A 16,765-nucleotide genomic window follows, 5' to 3' on the forward strand; every position below is an offset into this window, starting at 1 on the left:
AGACAAAATACATTCTTAGATATGAAACTCAAATATAATATCATACCCCTTATCCTGATTTCACTATTACTGACAAGTTGTGGAAAAAAAGAAACCGCAGAAGAAAAGGCTCCTGAAAAAACAGAGCAGAAAGAATCTGCACACGAAGAAGCTCCACAAACTATAGCCTCGCTTACAGAAGATCAGATGAAGTCTGTAGGAGTAGCTTTGGGAACTGTCGAAATGAAAGAGTTGACATCCACCATAAAAGCAAATGGTTTGCTGAGCGTACCAAACAGTAATAAAGCAACCATTACTTCGCTGTACGGAGGAATTATCAAAACCATCAATATTCAGGTTGGAAGTATCGTGAAAAAAGGACAGGTTATCGCAACCATTGCCAATCCGGAATACATCCAGCTTCAGGAAGATTATCTGACCACAAACAGTAGAATCACCTATGCAGAACAGGAATACAGAAGGCAGAGAGAACTTTTTGATAATGATGCAGGAGCGAAGAAAAACCTTCAGAGTGCCGATGCTGAGCTTAAAACATTAAGAACAAAAAGAGCTTCCCTGCTGAAACAGCTGCAGATGATGGGAATAAGTCCAGGGAAAGTAAACAATGGAAATATGAAATCCGGTTTGGTGATTACTGCCCCTATCAGCGGAACGATCAGCAGTATTACAGCACAGATTGGAAGTTATGTAGATATCTCTTCTCCCGTTGCTACAGTAATTGATAACGGTTCTATCCATCTCGATCTTCAGGTGTTTGAAAAAGATCTTCCTAAAATGAGAGTAGGGCAGATTGTTCATTTTAAACTGACCAACAATCCGGAAACCGAATACGACGCGAGAATTTACAGCATAGGTTCCTCTTTTGAGAACGAAAGTAAAACTATTTCTATGCATTGTGAAGTGATCGGAAACAAATCCGGATTGATTGACGGGATGAATATCACCGGAATCGTAAGCCTTGATAAAAGTACAACTCCTGCAGTTCCTACAGAAGCCATTGTAGAAGCAGACGGGAAATACTACGTGTTTATTCAGACTGATAAAAAAGCGGAAGAAGAACACGAAGAAAAAGGGAAACCCCATCCGAAAACCTTAAACTTTGAAAAAATAGAAGTGGTAAAAGGAACTTCCGATATGGGATATACCGCGATAACTCCGGTAGGAAGTATTCCGGACAATTCAAAAATAGTAGTGAAAGGAGCATTCTTTGTCAATGCTAAACTGGTGAATTCAGGAGAGCACGAGCATTAATGAAAGCAGCCGGAACCAGTAAAATGTCGATTTTTATCATTAAATTAGAGCTGTTTACGGAATTTTTTATTGAATAAAAGCGGCAGGAAAAAGTAAAGATTATCTCACCGAATTTTAATAAATGACCTGATTATGTTACTGAACAAAAAAATATCAGTCTGGTATTTCATCCGTGAAATAAAAACCCAAATTCTGTTCATCGGAATATTTGCCATTGCCATTGGTCTTCTGGACGAATTGCCGTGGTTTCGCAAAATATCACTGCCGTTGAATATTCCTGCATTGCTGGGAACAGCGGTATCATTGCTGTTGGCATTCCGGACTTCCCAATCCTACGAAAGATGGTGGGAAGCCAGAACAGTCTGGGGAGCCATTGTCAACGATTCCAGAACTTTTGTGAGACTGGTCATTCAGTTTATGCCAGCCGGAGATGATAAAACCATAAAAGATTTTGCTGAAAGACAGATCATCTGGACCTATGCCCTTGGAGAATCGCTGAGAAAACTTCCATTTTCTGAAAAAGTCCAGCAATATCTGGATCAACATCAGATCAAAGGAACCAATATTCCCAATGCTATTCTGGATGAACACTCAAAACAGTTGAAAGAAATTGCAGCTTCCAAAGGACTCACGGATTTCCAGCAGATGCAGCTGAACGATATTATCACAAGGCTATGCGACAGTATGGGAAAATGTGAAAGACTGAAGAATACGGTTTTCCCGCGTTCTTACAGTGTTTTAGTTCATATTCTGATCTACGTTTTTGCCGCTATACTTCCGTTTGGGCTTGATGATTCGCAGCTGCTGGTAGAAATTGCAATTACTTTCCTGGTTCCGGTGACATTCATTGCTATTGAAAAAACATCTATCATTATGCAGGATCCTTTTGAAAATGGCCCTGTAGATACTCCGATGACTTCTCTGGCACAAACCATAGAGATCAATATCAGACAAATGATCGGTGAACAGAATGTTCCGCCTAAAAAAGAAAATACATCCTATTACGAAATGTAATTAAACCATACATACAATATGGAAAACACACCAACACAAACCGTTTCTGCAGGAAGCAGACATAAAAAAAGCTTATTGATTGTTCTGTGCCTCAGTGGAACTTATCTTATCGCTGAGGTTGTTGGCGGAATCATGACCAATAGTCTTGCATTATTAGCCGATGCCGCTCATATGCTCACCGATGTGGTAGGATTATTGTTGGCATTTATAGCCATTAAAATAGGAGAGAGAAAAGCTGATCCTTCCAGAACATACGGATATTACCGTACTGAAATATTGGCAGCAGTAGTGAATGCTGTTGTTTTACTTGGAATTTCAATCTATGTTTTGTTTGAAGCATACCAGAGATTTCAGAATCCGCCTGAAGTACAAAGCAAATCAATGCTGATTGTAGCCGGAATCGGGTTGATCGTTAATATTGTCGGAATGATGATCCTGAGAAAAGACTCAGAAGGCAGCCTGAATATGAAAGGTGCTTATTTTGAAGTACTTTCAGATATGCTTACTTCGGTAGGCGTAATGATTGCCGGAGTGATTATGCTGACAACCGGGTGGTACTATGCCGACCCGTTGATTTCGGCAGCCATCGGACTGCTGATCTTTCCAAGAACATGGAGGCTGTTGAAAGAAGCAATCAATGTTTTACTAGAAGGAACTCCAAAAGATGTTGATATCCATGAACTTCGTACATCTCTGGAAAAAACTCCCGGGGTAAAAAGTGTTCATGATCTGCATGTATGGTCGCTGACATCCAGTGTCAATGCAATGAGTGCCCATGTTGTAAAGGAAACGGGATATTCTCAGAATCAATTATTAAAAACATTAACGGATACCACTGTTAATAACTTTAAGATCAGTCATACCACTTTTCAGATAGAGGAGGAAGGCTACGAAGAAAATGAAGTACATCTGTAAAAATTTAAAAGCGTACAATGAAAAAAGATATAGAAAACAAACTCATTGATAAAAATACCAAACCTACCAGTATGAGGATTCTGGTATATGATTTCTTAAGCTCTCAGGAAGCGGCTTTATCTCTTTCTGAAATAGAAAATCATTTTGATAATGCTGACAGAATTACCATCTACAGAACATTGAAAACCTTTGAAGAAAAAGGAATTGTTCATAGCATTCAGGAGAACACCACCACAAAATACAAACTTTGTGAAGACGATTGTGATGAAAAAACACATAAAGACTGGCACCTGCATTTCTACTGTAAAATATGCAAGCAAACTACCTGTAAAGAAGATATTTCCTTCCCTGAAAATATACAGACCAATTTCAGGATTGATGAAATAAGATTGTTTGCCAAAGGAATCTGTGAAAATTGTCTCGAAAGTTTGCAATAGCATTGCATCAGTCTCATCTTTACATTTGTATAAAAATATTCAGTTATGGAAAAATGCTGTAGTACAACCCCGGAAAAATCCGATACAAAAGGACACAAACATAATCACACGGAGGGAGACGGACATGACCACGATGGCCATGATCACTCTCACGACTCCGGAGATCAAACGGTCTTTCAGATGTTTCTTCCTGCCATTATATCTTTCGTCATTTTATTATTGGGAATCACCTTTGATAATTATATAAAACCCGCATGGTTTACAGGCTGGGTACGTCTGGTGTGGTTCCTGGCGGCTTACATTCCTGTAGGATTTCCGGTTTTGAAGGATGCTTATAAAAGTATCATCAAGGGAGATGTATTCTCAGAATTCTTTCTGATGAGCATCGCAACCATCGGAGCTTTTGCTATCGGAGAATATCCGGAAGGCGTAGCAGTAATGCTTTTTTATGCCGTTGGAGAAGTGTTCCAGTCCATGGCGGTCACCAGAGCCAAAGGAAACATAAAAGCCTTATTAGATCAGCGTCCGGATGAGGTAACGATTATGGAAAATAATCAGCCTAAAACAATAAAAGCGAAAGAAGCTAAAATTGGAGATATTATTCAGTTGAAACCCGGTGAAAAACTGGCGCTGGATGGAGAATTGCTTTCAGATTCAGCATCATTTAATACCGCCGCTTTAACAGGAGAAAGTAAACCAGACACCAAAAATAAAGGCGAAGCCGTTCTTGCCGGAATGATCAATATGAACAGTATTGCTTTGGTTAAAGTAAATACAGCCTATGAAGACAGTAAACTAAGTAAAATATTAGAACTTGTTCAGAATGCCACGGCTCAGAAAGCCCCTACAGAATTGTTCATCAGAAAATTTGCGAAAGTATATACCCCTATCGTAGTATTTCTTGCCATTGGAATCTGTTTACTGCCTTATTTCTTTGTGAATGACTATCAGTTCAGAGACTGGCTGTACAGAGCATTGATATTCCTGGTAATTTCATGTCCTTGTGCCTTGGTAATCTCTATTCCGTTAGGATATTTCGGAGGAATTGGTGCCGCAAGCCGAAACGGGATCTTATTCAAAGGAAGTAATTTCCTGGACAGTATTGCAGAAATCCAGAATGTGGTGATGGATAAAACGGGAACGATGACTGAAGGTGTATTCAAAGTTCAGGAAGTAAGTATAAGCCCTGAATTTAATAAAGAGGAAATTCTGCAGATGGTGAATGTTATCGAAAGTAAAAGTACCCACCCTGTCGCAACAGCTATTCACAATTATGTAGGAGATATTAATCACGCCATTCCTTTAGAAAATGTAGAAGAAATTGCCGGCCACGGATTGAAAGCAACAATTAATGGTAAAGAACTTCTGGTAGGAAACTTTAAGCTGATGGATAAATTCAACATCAGTTATAATATCAACCACGCCAACATTGTATATACGGTGATCGCAGTAGCTTACGACAATAAGTTTGCAGGATATATCACGATTGCAGACAGCATAAAAGAAGATGCCAAAGAAACCGTAGACAATCTGCATAAAATGAATGTGAAAGCCACCATGTTGAGCGGTGATAAAGGAACTGTAGTGAAATACGTAGCAGACCAGCTGGGAATTGACAATGCATTCGGAGACCTGCTGCCTGAAGATAAAGTAAACAAGGTTAAAGGAATCAAAGCTAAAAACCAAACTGTAGCTTTCGTAGGAGACGGAGTGAATGATGCACCTGTAGTTGCTTTAAGTGATGTAGGAATTGCAATGGGAGGTTTAGGAAGTGATGCTACCATTGAAACAGCTGATGTCGTAATTCAGGATGATAAACCGAGTAAAATCCCAATGGCAATCAATATTGGGAAGCAAACGAAAAAGATAGTTTGGCAGAATATCATCCTTGCATTCGCGGTAAAAGCTGTCGTTCTGGTCTTGGGAGCAGGAGGTTTGGCCACCATGTGGGAAGCTGTTTTTGCAGATGTGGGAGTAGCATTGCTGGCTATCTTAAATGCGGTGAGAATCCAAAGAATGAAATTTTAAGAAGCAAATAATAAACACAACTCAATTATATTCAATAAAAGCTCTGCTGAATTTCAGTGGAGCTTTTGTTTTAAATTTTATCGCATATAAAATCCTTGCGCCTTAAAATAGTAAGCATTTAAAAAAACTTGCGTCTTTGCGTTTCCAAAATTACACCACGCCAGAACTTAATTTAGAAGAGGTAATAGGTTTTTGTTAGATAAACGCCATGGCGCAAAGAAGATAAAAATTGTGTTTGTTTTTAAGGACGCAAGAAAATCAAAGATTTTCAGCAAAATGACGTCTTAATGATTAGTCTCATTAAAAAAAGCTCTGCCAAAAACATCAGCAAAGCTTTTATCAACAAGATTAAATTGTATATAAAGAACTAAATTTTTATTTAGGTCTAAAGTCTTATTCAAATTTCGGGATAAAATTATTCTAGTGACAGGCACAGTTTTGTGATTTTTATAGGTAACAGTAGATATGCATAATGACATTCATCATAAATCTGTTATAAAACAGTTTTGAAGTAGTATATTTGTAACAGAGAACAAATCGTTGAGGTTATTCATTTCCATATTCATCATTTTTACCATTGCAATACGTCCCGTTTTGCCATTGGTAAACTATGCTGTGAACTACGATTATATTGTAAAAAACCTTTGTGAGAACAGAAATGTACCACAATCAACATGTAAAGGAAAATGCTATGTGGAAAAAGAACTGGCAAAAACAGAAAAACAGTCCAATAGTTCTCAAACGATAAAGATTGCAGGATTAGATGTTTTTATTTCTCATGATATTCTTTCCTTCTCTTCTCAACTGAACTCGGAGCTGCTTACTGAAGTTCCGGATTCAAGCTATTTTAATTCTCACTCTTCAGAATACTTTTCCAGGATATTTCATCCTCCTTTAGCTTAATTATTCCTGTAAACTATGTTTTAAGTTTATAGTAACGGAAGTTTTAAAACTATTACAATTAAGTTGTTATAGACATCCCAAACAATTAAATGAATAATAAACATCTGAATTCTTATCAAAAATTCTGTATGTTAGAATGGTGGTTCATTAATTGGGAAATCTGGGCTTGTTTCTAACTTTATTTAACATTATTAATTTCAATTTAACATCAAAATGAAATCTCCTCTTATTTTGACTGCTTTGCTGTCAATCTCATTGTTGTCGTGTGCCAAAGAAGCGCCTAAGGTAAAGCATGCAAGCCATATGGACTCTTCCGGAAAAAATTTGGAAAACATACAGGTTGTGAATGAAGAAGATCCCATCTGCCATATGAAAACCGCCGGATCTATAAAAGATACTGCTGTATATAAAAATAAAACGTACGGTTTTTGCAGTGTCTCCTGCAAAGGTGAATTCAAAAAAAGCCCTGAAAGATATGCCCAAAAATAAGAAGACCACAAATAAAAGTAAAGTGATCATACCCATTGCGGTATTTGCATTGCTTTTCCTGGGAATAGGGGTCGGAATGGGGTATTTTAAAAAGAACCTTTATACCGTGATGAAAGTTCCTGATTTTGAACTGACGGATCAGAACAGTAAAAAGATTACCAATAAAGATATGCTGGGAAAAGTATATCTCGTAGAGTTTTTCTTCAGCAAATGTCCTACAATATGCCCTGTAATGAATACCAATATGAAGGCGATTCAGAATCAGATCAATGATCCCGATTTCGGTATTATCTCCATCAGTATTGATCCGGAAAATGATACCCCTGAAGCATTGAAAGAACATGCGAAAAGAATAGGGGCAAAATCTCCCAACTGGCATTTCCTGACAGGAGATCGTACGTACATTGGTAACCTTGCTGATCAATTTAATATCTATGTAGGTGACAAGGAAGATGAAGGAGAAAGTCTGAACCATAGTGGTCTGATTGCACTGGTAGATCAGGACGGAAATATCCGATGCAGATACAACAAAGAAAATATGCCGATTCTGTATTATTCAGGATTGAATTATGAAGATCCGGAAGGTAAAACACCAATGCTGACAGGGAAATATCACCCTGACAGAGAAATCCTGATTGAGGATATTAGGAAATTATTGAAATAGAGAAGAGGGAAGCTGGATGTTTGAAGCTGGAAGTTATTCCAGACGATGCAGCTCCAGCGATTTTTGAGATGGCTGTAAAGGTAAATACAAGTTGAAGGAGTTATGCTACACATTCATTACTTCCAGCCTCCATCTCCCATCTTCCAGCTAATAGAAAATATTGTTCAACCATAAACAAAAAAGTTATGAAGATTATGAAAATAGCTGCCTTAAGCGCAGTTTTCGCGGCTCAGTTTGCACTGGCTCAGTTTAAGCAGACTCCTCTGCCGTATGCTTATAATGCTCTGGAAGGGAATATTGATGCCCAGACTATGGAAATTCATTATTCAAAGCATGGTGCAGCTTATGCAGCCAATTTGAATAAAGCAATTGCAGGAACTCCACAGGAAAAAGAAACATTGTTTCAGATTCTTTCCAATGCTTCAAAACTGCCTGCTGCAGTAAGAAATAATGCAGGAGGACATTATAACCACGAATTATTCTGGACGGTTCTTACCCCTCAGAAAAATACACAGCCTTCTGCAAAATTGGCAAAAGCCATCACTGAAACTTTCGGAAGTATGGCTGCTTTTAAAGAAAAAATGTCTAAAGCAGGAGCAGACCGTTTCGGTTCAGGATGGGCATGGCTTTCTGTAGGAAAAGACGGGAAACTGTTTGTTTCTTCTACTCCCAACCAGGATAACCCTTTGATGGATGTCGTAGAGGAAAAAGGAACTCCTATTTTCGGAATTGATGTCTGGGAACATGCTTATTATTTAAAATATCAGAACAAAAGAGCAGATTATCTTACCGCGATCTGGAACGTTACGAACTGGAAGGAGATCAGCAGAAGATACGACGAAGCGATAAGCAAGAAATAATCTGATGAAATTATTTTACAGCATACTTTTTACTTTTTATATGGTGCTAAGACCTTTGGTGCCATTGGTAGAGTATGCTGTAAATTATGATTATATCGTTAAAGTGCTCTGTATTAATAAATCCAGGCCGGAGATTCACTGTAACGGAAAATGTTATCTGAGTAAAGAATTGGCTAAAACCAATGATTCAGAATCTTCACCTTTCCAGAAACTCAAAAACTCAGGACAGAAAATTCTTGATATCTATATCCTGCCTGAAACTACAAAGATCAATACCACTGAAAAACGACCGTTTTTCAATTTCAACTTCACTTACGAAACAGCCTATTCTTTTCTGTTTCTGACCCATATTTTCAAACCACCGGTTTTTTAAGTTATACCATCACTATTCAATCATAAAAGTCACAAAAAGCTTACATCAATTAAGAATCAAAGATTTTTAAAAAGCTTAAGTGTTCTTATTGTGCATAAAATTGATCACTTAATAAACTTAAGTGTAAAACTTTTGTGCCTTTTGTGGTAAAAAAGAATGTTTTCACATTCAAAATAACACATTCAAAATTGTATTCAACTTAAAAAATCAACAATGAAAATTTCTCAATTTTTATCACTATTCTTTATTGCCTTTACTTTGTTCTCTTTTGTTGCTTGTGAAAGCAGCAGAGATGACGAAAATCCACAGGATACAACACCAGGAAGCCTTCAGATCAAATTTGAAAACGGATTTAATAATGTAGGAGATATTGTGTTAAATCAGACGGTTCAGACTTCTTCCAATGGTCAGAAACATAATTTTTCCGCTTTGAAATACGTCATCAGTAATATTACACTGACAGACGAAAACGGAAATGAATTTAAATACAATGAAAATAACCCTGATAAAGGTGCTTTTATCATAGATCAGGCAGATGCTGTAGCAGGAATTATCTACCTTAATCTGGATGGTGTTCCGAAAAATAATTATAAAAAAATAAGATTCGGATTAGGGGTCAGCCAGAAAGCGTATTTGCTGGGACAGGACGGACAAGCTGAATTCTGGACAAAAGCCAAGCAGAAAGGAATGTCTTGGTCATGGGCTGCCGGTTATGTTTTTGTAAAGCTGGAGGGGAAATATGGAAATGATGCACCTTCAAAAGAATTTATGAACCATACCGGAAACATGGGAAATACTGCAGCCAACAATACCCCAGATCTTTATCGCGAAATCACATTGAATCTTCCGACAACAGCAAGGGTAACGGCAAAAATCCGTCCTTCTGTTCATATTCTGGCTGATCTGAACCAGTTTCTGAGCGGAGATAAAGCACTCACTCTTAACACAGCCAATGATATGCTGATGGGTTCAAACCAGCACCTGGTAGACATTACCAATAATCTTACAAAAATGTTTAAAGTAGACCACGTTCACAATGATTAATTTTTTTGTTAAAACAATACTGGTTCTGCTTGTAATTGTATTGAGTTGCATTTCGTGTTCTGATGAGGTAATCCAGCCGTTGGAAAAAGATGAAGCCTACAATCTGCAGTTTCCTTCGTATTTCCCGGAAATGACTTTTGATCAATCGGTCAATCCGGTAACTAAAAATGGAGTAGAGCTGGGAAGAAAATTATTCTATGAAGGCAGGCTTTCCCGAAATAATACCATTTCATGTGGTTTCTGTCATATTCAGGAAAACGCATTCACCCATCACGGGCATACCGTAAGTCATGGGGTAGATGATAGAATAGGGATCCGAAATGCACCGCCCATTCAGAACATGGCTTTTCTGAAAAGATATATGTGGGACGGAGTGATTCATAACCTTAATGAGCAGCCGATCAGTCCTATTACAGATGTCAATGAAATGGATAGTTCCATACCGGAAGCCATTTCAAAGATTAAAGATGATCAGAAATACAAAAAGCTGTTCAGAGAAGCATATGGAGACGAAACCATTACTGGCGAAAGAATTTTAAAAGCATTATCACAGTTTATGGCTTCTTTAATTTCTGCAGATTCAAAATACGACAGATTCAGGCAGGGAAAGGAACAATTGACTTCGGCGGAATCTCAGGGAATGGCATTATTTAATCAGAAATGTGCATCCTGCCATAGCGGAGAATTATTTACCGATGAAAGCTTTAGAAATACAGGAATGTATTACAATACGGAGTTCAAAGATGCCGGACGGTACAGAGTTTCTCTCAATCAGATTGACTGGATGAAATTCCGTGTTCCAAGCTTGCGAAATGTAGAATATACAGCACCTTATATGCATGACGGAAGGTTTTACACCTTAGAGGCTGTGCTCAATTTCTATTCAGATCAGGTAGAAGATAATCCCAATCTCGATCCTCAGTTGAAACAGAATGGGCATACGGGAATTGCTATGAACAGCCAGGAAAAACAATCAATTATAGCCTTCCTGAAAACATTATCAGATAAAAGTTTTATCTCCAATCCAAAATTTGCAGAATAAATTATAGAAAACATGAAGAAGATTATAGCAATACTAAGTTTAATGGTATTTAGCCTGAACCAGGCCAATGTGGTTAGAGACAGCATGTATATTGCACCGGAAACCTTTAGCAGATTTGATTTTGATGATGATTGTGATGCTTGCGGCTGTGCAGCCGGTAACGGATCTTCCGGTTTTGAATCTTTACTGAATCCACAGTTTATCGGAATCAAATACTTTGCACAACATTACAAAGCAAAGGAAAACTTATTTGTTAAAGACCTTACACAGGATCAGTATTTCAATACTTTGCAGCTTTGGGGGAAAATTCCATTGACTAAAAAGCTGAGTGTTTATGCAAGTCTGCCCTTCCATTTCCATGAAAAGCAGACCATGCAGGGAGATATCAAGATCAATGGAATCGGAGATCTGAACCTGATGGGAATTTACCAGCTGATGAATTCTAAAGATAATTTCCATCACATAAGTGGAGGCCTGGGAGTGAAAATTCCTTTGGGGAAATTTGATGAAAAAGGTGCATCCGGAGTCAATCCAAGTTTTCAATTGGGAACCGGAAGCTGGGATTATCAGGCGGTATTGAATTATAAGTTTCAGAAGAATAAAGTAGCTGTATTGGTCAATACAGATTATACAATCAAAACGGAAAATAAGAAAAATTACCGTTTCGGAAACCAGTGGAACTACGCTGCGACAGGATTTTATCAGGTTGCCGGAAACGAAAAGTCGATCTTTTCTGTAAAAACCGGAGTGCAGGGAGAAGTGTATGCACAGAATAAACAGTTTGATGAAGCCCTGCCTAATACTGCAGGAAGTGCTTTGTACGGGAAACTGGGATTTGAAGCTTCTTATAAAAAGCTGAGCCTGGGAAGTGAAGTAATGCTTCCGATGTACACTCAATTGGCAGGTGGAGATATTGAAGCAAAATCCAGATTCAGTATTTTCCTGAATATCGGAATTTAAAATAAAACCCTTTTTTAATAATGTTAAAGCTCCTTCGGGAGCTTTAATTGTTTATGAATCATGAATTTAATTGGGGGTTAGGAATAATTTTTTATCTTTGCCGGAATTTGGTGAGCCATAAAAAGCTCTTAAAAGGGAATCCGGTGAAAATCCGGGACAGACCCGCTGCTGTAAGCTCCGCACCAAAGTTTTTGAAGAATATATCCACTGTTTTCAGGAATGGGAAGGATTTCAAAAATGGAGTAAGTCAGAAGACCTGCCAGAAAATAATCGTTTGACGCTTTCGTGGAATAAAGCTTAGGACATCAATGATTCTGTGCAGTGACAGCTGTGCTTTGTCGTTGTATTCTTATACCCATTAGCGTCATCATTATCCTAAATGAGCTAATGACGGCAAAACTAATTACTTCTGCAATTCATAAAGCTGTTTTCACGATCTTAGTGTTAACATCTCAACTTTTGTTTTCCCAAACCAATAAAAAAGACAGTCTTCAGGAGGAGACCATTAAAGGAATTAACCTTTACAAAAAGAATTTTAAAGAGATCATTCCGGCACAAACCATCCAAGGGGAAGCACTTGAAAGACTGAACAGTCATTCCGTTGCTGATGCGCTGCGGTATTTCTCCGGAGTTCAGATTAAAGACTATGGTGGTATCGGAGGGCTGAAAACCATCAACGTCCGAAGTTTAGGAAGCCAGCATGTAGGGGTTTTCTATGACGGAATTCAACTGGGAAATGCACAAAACGGCCTTGTCGATCTCGGAAGATATTCTTTGGATGATCTTGAAGAAATATCATTATACAACGGACAGAAAAGTGAGATTTTCCAGCCGGCAAAAGATTTCGGTTCTTCCGGATCTATCTATTTACAGCCTAAAATCCCTGTGTTTAAAGGAACAAGGAAAACCAATCTTGTGATAAGAGCCAAAAGTGCTTCCATTGATCTCTTCAATCCTTCATTCCGATTGGAGCAGAAAATTTCAGACAGGGTTTCTGCCAGTTTCAGTGCAGAATTTATGCAAAGTGACGGAATTTACAGATTTCGATATGCCAAGAAATATCCTGACGGACAGCAGGCTTATGATACCATTGCAAAAAGACAGGATTCAGATATCAAAGCAAAGCGTTTTGAAACTTCTTTAAATGGAACTTTGAATAACGGAAGCTGGAATATCCGTGGCTATGGCTATATTTCAGACCGCGGAATGCCGGCACCTATTGTGAACGGCCGTTTTGAAGGAAGAGGAGCTAGACTTTCCGATGAAAATTATTTCGTACAGGCCAATCTGCGGAAAAAACTGTTCCCAAAATTTGAAACACAGCTGAAAGCAAAATTTGCCTACGATTATACCCATTTTATGGATACCGTTCGTTCGCAATCTATTATGTATACGGATAATGTATATATTCAAAGAGAAGTTTATCTTTCCTCATCCAATATATATTCAATTACTCCCAACTGGGATGTGAGTCTGAGTGGAGATTTTCAGTACAATAATCTGGATGCCAATCTTGATAACTTTTCCTATCCTACACGTTATACAACATTAGTCGCTTTGGCAACAACCTACCAGTGGAGCAGGTTTAAAATTCTGGGAAGCCTTTTGGGAACATTTACCTTTGAAGAAGTAAGAAAAAACAAAAGACCCGGAGACAGCAGAGAATGGACACCCGCTGTATTTATGAGCTACCAGCCTGAAATAATTCCTGAGCTTACCCTCAGAGCTTTCTATAAAAGAATTTTCCGACTGCCTACTTTCAATGACCTTTATTATACCAATATCGGAAACACTTACCTGAAACCGGAATTTACCAATCAGTATGATGTAGGATTCACGTACCAGAAAAACTATAACAATCATTTCTTTAAATCTTTTTATGCTAAAGTAGACGGTTATTACAACAAAGTACAGGATAAAATTGTCGCAGCTCCTAACGGAAGTATGTTCCGCTGGCTGATGATGAACCTTGGTCTGGTTGAGATTATTGGTGCTGACGTGAATGTTCAGGCAGAAATGCAGTTAGGAAAAGTAAAACTTAGGCCATTACTTTCTTACACCTATCAAAGTGCAAGAGATATGACCGATCCGGAAGATACATTCTACAAAAATCAGATTCCTTACACACCATGGCATAGCGGATCATTTGCACTGATGGCCGATTATAAAGACTGGAGCTTCAATTACAGTGCAATGTATGTAGGAAAGCGCTATGATGTGAACCAGGATAATATTCAATACAATTATGTACAGCCTTGGTATACTCATGATCTCTCTGTTCAGAAAAAATTCAGCTGGGCGGATCATCAGTTTAAAGTAAGCCTTGAGATGAATAATATCTTCAACCAATATTATGACGTGGTGATCAACTATCCAATGCCGGGAAGAAATTTTAAACTTATTCTAAACTTCACCTTATGAGAAAACTGAACTTTTATTTTCTGTTTCTTGCTTTAGTTTTTCTTACCTCATGCCGTACAGATGATATCATCGTCCGTCAGGAAGTAGTGGAAGGACTTCCTTCAGAAAATACAGCAATAAAAGGATTCTATATGCTGAACGAAGGGAATATGGGAAGCAATAAATGTACGCTGGATTTTTTTGATTATACCAAAGGAACTTATTACAGGAACATCTATGCAGAAATTAATCCCAATGTGGTAAAAGAGCTTGGAGATGTAGGAAATGATATCAAAGTGTACGGAAGCAAATTGTATATCGTAGTCAATGTTTCCAATAAAATTGAAGTATTGGATGCCAAAACAGCTAAACGTATTACTTCTATTCCGTTACAGAACTGCCGTTATTTAACCTTCAAAGACGGGAAAGCATATGCCAGCAGTTATGCAGGTCCGGTTGCAATTAATCCAAAAGCACCCAAGGGAAAAGTGGTGGAAATTGACACTACATCTCTTTCCATCCAGCGTGAAGTGGTAGTGGGATATCAGCCGGAAGAAATGGAAATTGTAGGGAATAAATTGTTTGTTGCCAATTCCGGAGGATACAAAGCTCCCGATTATGACAATACCGTTTCCGTAATAGACCTGAACACTTTTACTGAAATCCAGAAATTAAATGTTGCCATCAATCTTCACCACATTAAAAAAGACAATTACGGTGATCTTTATGTAAGCTCAAGAGGAGATTATTATAACATTTCTTCCAGCTTATACCTTATAGATGCGGCAACCGGGATTGTCAAGAAAGATTTCCATCTCGCTGTGAGTGAAATGACAATCGTGAATGATAAACTTTATTTCTACGGAAACGAATTCAATTACAACACCCACAGCTATAAAAAGAGCTTTGGAATCATTGATGTAAAAACAGAACAGATCATTGCCAACAGAATTTTTGATAAAGAATACGAAACTGCAATTAAAACACCTTACGGAATTGCGGTAAATCCAATCACAGAAGATATCTACATCACAGATGCCAGGAATTATGTTTCCTTGGGATTTGTGTATTGCTTTGATAAAAACGGACACTTTAAATGGAAAACAGAAGGCGGGAATATTCCGGCTCACTTCGCTTTTTTATACAAATAACCAAACTTTAAGAAATGAACAGAAATACCTTTACTTATTTAAAAACCGGGGTTTTATCATTTTTCCTTGTAGGAGTGATAGCCTGTAAACATGATGATCAGGATGAATTTACCTTTAATGGTCTTGATGATTCCTATACCATTGAGCGTTTGAGAGTGTTGAGTATTCCTACCAATGCTTCAGGATCTGTCACATGGAGTATCAATGATTCCATTATCTCTCAGAATTCAGAACTTGAATTTATCAGTCCAACGGCAGATGCTTATCCTTTGACTTTAAAAATTAATAATAAAGGGAATGAACAGGTTTATCATTCTAAAATCATCGTTACCAAAGAAAAAACACCTTACAGTAAATATATCGCTAAAGTATTGGAGTTCCGTCCTGCTGTAGGACAATTCATGAACGAGATTCCGGAATATTTACCTGGAAATACGGCTGCAAATATGCTTCAGAAAGCCAATGAATCTTTAGTAGGAGGTAATTCTACCATGATCAGCCTTGGTGGATATGGCGGATATGTTGTTTTCGGTTTTGATCATACGATTCCCAATCTGAATGGAAGAGATTTTAAAGTGCTGGGAAATGCATTCTTTGGAAATGATGCTGCCGATCAGCGTTCCGGCTCCTGTGAGCCGGGAATTATTATGGTAGCCTACGACAGAAACAAAAACGGAAAACCGGATAATGATGAATGGTACGAAATTGCAGGCAGCGAATATTTTAAAAATGCAACCGTAAGAGATTACAGTATCACATACCATAAGCCTGATGAAAATAAAACTCCTGTACCCGGAACCGAATTCTGGCAGACCGATGTAGAATATATAAAATGGAGTGACAATCTGGGGAATCAGGGTTTTAAAACAAAAAATACGTTTCACGCGCAAAGTTATTATCCTTTATGGTTTACTGATAGTTCTTACGGATTTTCCGGAACAAGACTGGCAAATAATTTTTACGATCAGAACGGGGACGGATCTTATTGGGTAGGGAAGTCATATGATTTCGGATATGCTGATAATGCCCCGAATAATGATGAAGCTTCCAATATTGATATTTCCTGGGCCGTAGACAGAAGCGGTAAGTATGTAAAACTTCCCGGAGTCGATTTTATGAAAATATATACAGGAGTCAATCAGGAAGCCGGCTGGCTGGGAGAAGTTTCTACAGAAGTGGCAGGAGCTTACGATTTACATTTCAAATAATAATTCAATCTATTTAAATTAATAAA

The 16,765-nt window shown here is 38.0% G+C and carries 16 protein-coding genes and 1 riboswitch; all 16 genes read left to right on the forward strand.

Annotated elements, in window-relative coordinates:
• The first annotated feature begins 21 nt into the window (after nt 1–21).
• The 16 genes from FB551_RS17855 to FB551_RS17930 all read left to right on the forward strand — a co-directional run bounded on the left by FB551_RS17855 (nt 22) and on the right by FB551_RS17930 (nt 16,739).
• Nucleotides 22–1,251 carry an efflux RND transporter periplasmic adaptor subunit gene (locus FB551_RS17855; RefSeq protein ID WP_142018450.1) on the forward strand — a complete coding sequence of 410 codons (1,230 nt, stop codon included), beginning with the start codon at nt 22–24 and terminating at the stop codon, nt 1,249–1,251.
• A gap of 132 nt (nt 1,252–1,383) precedes the next feature.
• Nucleotides 1,384–2,265 carry a bestrophin family protein gene (locus FB551_RS17860; protein ID WP_142018451.1) on the forward strand — a complete coding sequence of 294 codons (882 nt, stop codon included), beginning with the start codon at nt 1,384–1,386 and terminating at the stop codon, nt 2,263–2,265.
• 18 nt (nt 2,266–2,283) lie between these two features.
• A complete protein-coding gene (locus FB551_RS17865) occupies nt 2,284–3,180 on the forward strand; it encodes a cation diffusion facilitator family transporter (protein ID WP_142018452.1) in 897 nt (298 codons plus the stop codon).
• A 17-nt stretch (nt 3,181–3,197) separates the two neighbouring features.
• Nucleotides 3,198–3,617: a Fur family transcriptional regulator gene (locus FB551_RS17870; protein WP_050020659.1), complete on the forward strand. Its 420-nt coding sequence runs from the start codon at nt 3,198–3,200 to the stop codon at nt 3,615–3,617.
• A gap of 378 nt (nt 3,618–3,995) precedes the next feature.
• On the forward strand, nt 3,996–5,645 hold the full coding sequence (locus FB551_RS17875; protein ID WP_394345132.1) for a heavy metal translocating P-type ATPase: 1,650 nt from the start codon (nt 3,996–3,998) through the stop codon (nt 5,643–5,645).
• Nucleotides 5,646–6,185: 540 nt separating this feature from the next.
• Nucleotides 6,186–6,548 (forward strand): hypothetical protein, encoded by a 363-nt coding sequence (locus tag FB551_RS17880; RefSeq protein WP_047427460.1) that lies wholly within the window; start codon nt 6,186–6,188, stop codon nt 6,546–6,548.
• Nucleotides 6,549–6,761: 213 nt separating this feature from the next.
• Nucleotides 6,762–7,037, forward strand: a complete 276-nt coding sequence (locus FB551_RS23445) for a YHS domain-containing protein (protein ID WP_185150220.1) — start codon at nt 6,762–6,764, stop codon at nt 7,035–7,037.
• A complete protein-coding gene (locus FB551_RS17890) occupies nt 7,024–7,701 on the forward strand; it encodes an SCO family protein (protein WP_142018454.1) in 678 nt (225 codons plus the stop codon). The genes FB551_RS23445 and FB551_RS17890 overlap by 14 nt, the downstream gene beginning before the upstream one ends.
• A 185-nt stretch (nt 7,702–7,886) precedes the next feature.
• Nucleotides 7,887–8,561 (forward strand): superoxide dismutase, encoded by a 675-nt coding sequence (locus FB551_RS17895; RefSeq protein ID WP_142018455.1) that lies wholly within the window; start codon nt 7,887–7,889, stop codon nt 8,559–8,561.
• 4 nt (nt 8,562–8,565) lie between these two features.
• Nucleotides 8,566–8,934 carry a hypothetical protein gene (locus FB551_RS17900; protein ID WP_047427470.1) on the forward strand — a complete coding sequence of 123 codons (369 nt, stop codon included), beginning with the start codon at nt 8,566–8,568 and terminating at the stop codon, nt 8,932–8,934.
• 213 nt (nt 8,935–9,147) lie between these two features.
• A complete protein-coding gene (locus FB551_RS17905; protein WP_142018456.1) occupies nt 9,148–9,978 on the forward strand; it encodes an MbnP family protein in 831 nt (276 codons plus the stop codon).
• A complete protein-coding gene (locus FB551_RS17910) occupies nt 9,971–11,020 on the forward strand; it encodes a cytochrome-c peroxidase (protein ID WP_142018457.1) in 1,050 nt (349 codons plus the stop codon). Before FB551_RS17905 ends, FB551_RS17910 begins: the two co-directional genes overlap by 8 nt.
• A 12-nt stretch (nt 11,021–11,032) precedes the next feature.
• Nucleotides 11,033–11,980, forward strand: coding sequence for a transporter (locus FB551_RS17915; protein ID WP_142018458.1), 948 nt, complete (start codon nt 11,033–11,035; stop codon nt 11,978–11,980).
• Between the two features lie 91 nt (nt 11,981–12,071).
• Nucleotides 12,072–12,258, forward strand: a riboswitch (cobalamin riboswitch).
• Between the two features lie 109 nt (nt 12,259–12,367).
• Nucleotides 12,368–14,401, forward strand: a complete 2,034-nt coding sequence (locus tag FB551_RS17920; RefSeq protein ID WP_142018459.1) for a TonB-dependent receptor plug domain-containing protein — start codon at nt 12,368–12,370, stop codon at nt 14,399–14,401.
• Nucleotides 14,398–15,531, forward strand: a complete 1,134-nt coding sequence (locus FB551_RS17925; protein WP_142018460.1) for a YncE family protein — start codon at nt 14,398–14,400, stop codon at nt 15,529–15,531. The genes FB551_RS17920 and FB551_RS17925 overlap by 4 nt, the downstream gene beginning before the upstream one ends.
• A 14-nt stretch (nt 15,532–15,545) precedes the next feature.
• Nucleotides 15,546–16,739, forward strand: coding sequence for a cell surface protein (locus FB551_RS17930; RefSeq protein WP_142018461.1), 1,194 nt, complete (start codon nt 15,546–15,548; stop codon nt 16,737–16,739).
• The last annotated feature ends 26 nt before the right edge of the window (nt 16,740–16,765 follow it).

Origin of the sequence: Chryseobacterium aquifrigidense (assembly GCF_006716485.1) — a bacterium.
GTDB classification, from domain to species: domain Bacteria; phylum Bacteroidota; class Bacteroidia; order Flavobacteriales; family Weeksellaceae; genus Chryseobacterium; species Chryseobacterium vietnamense.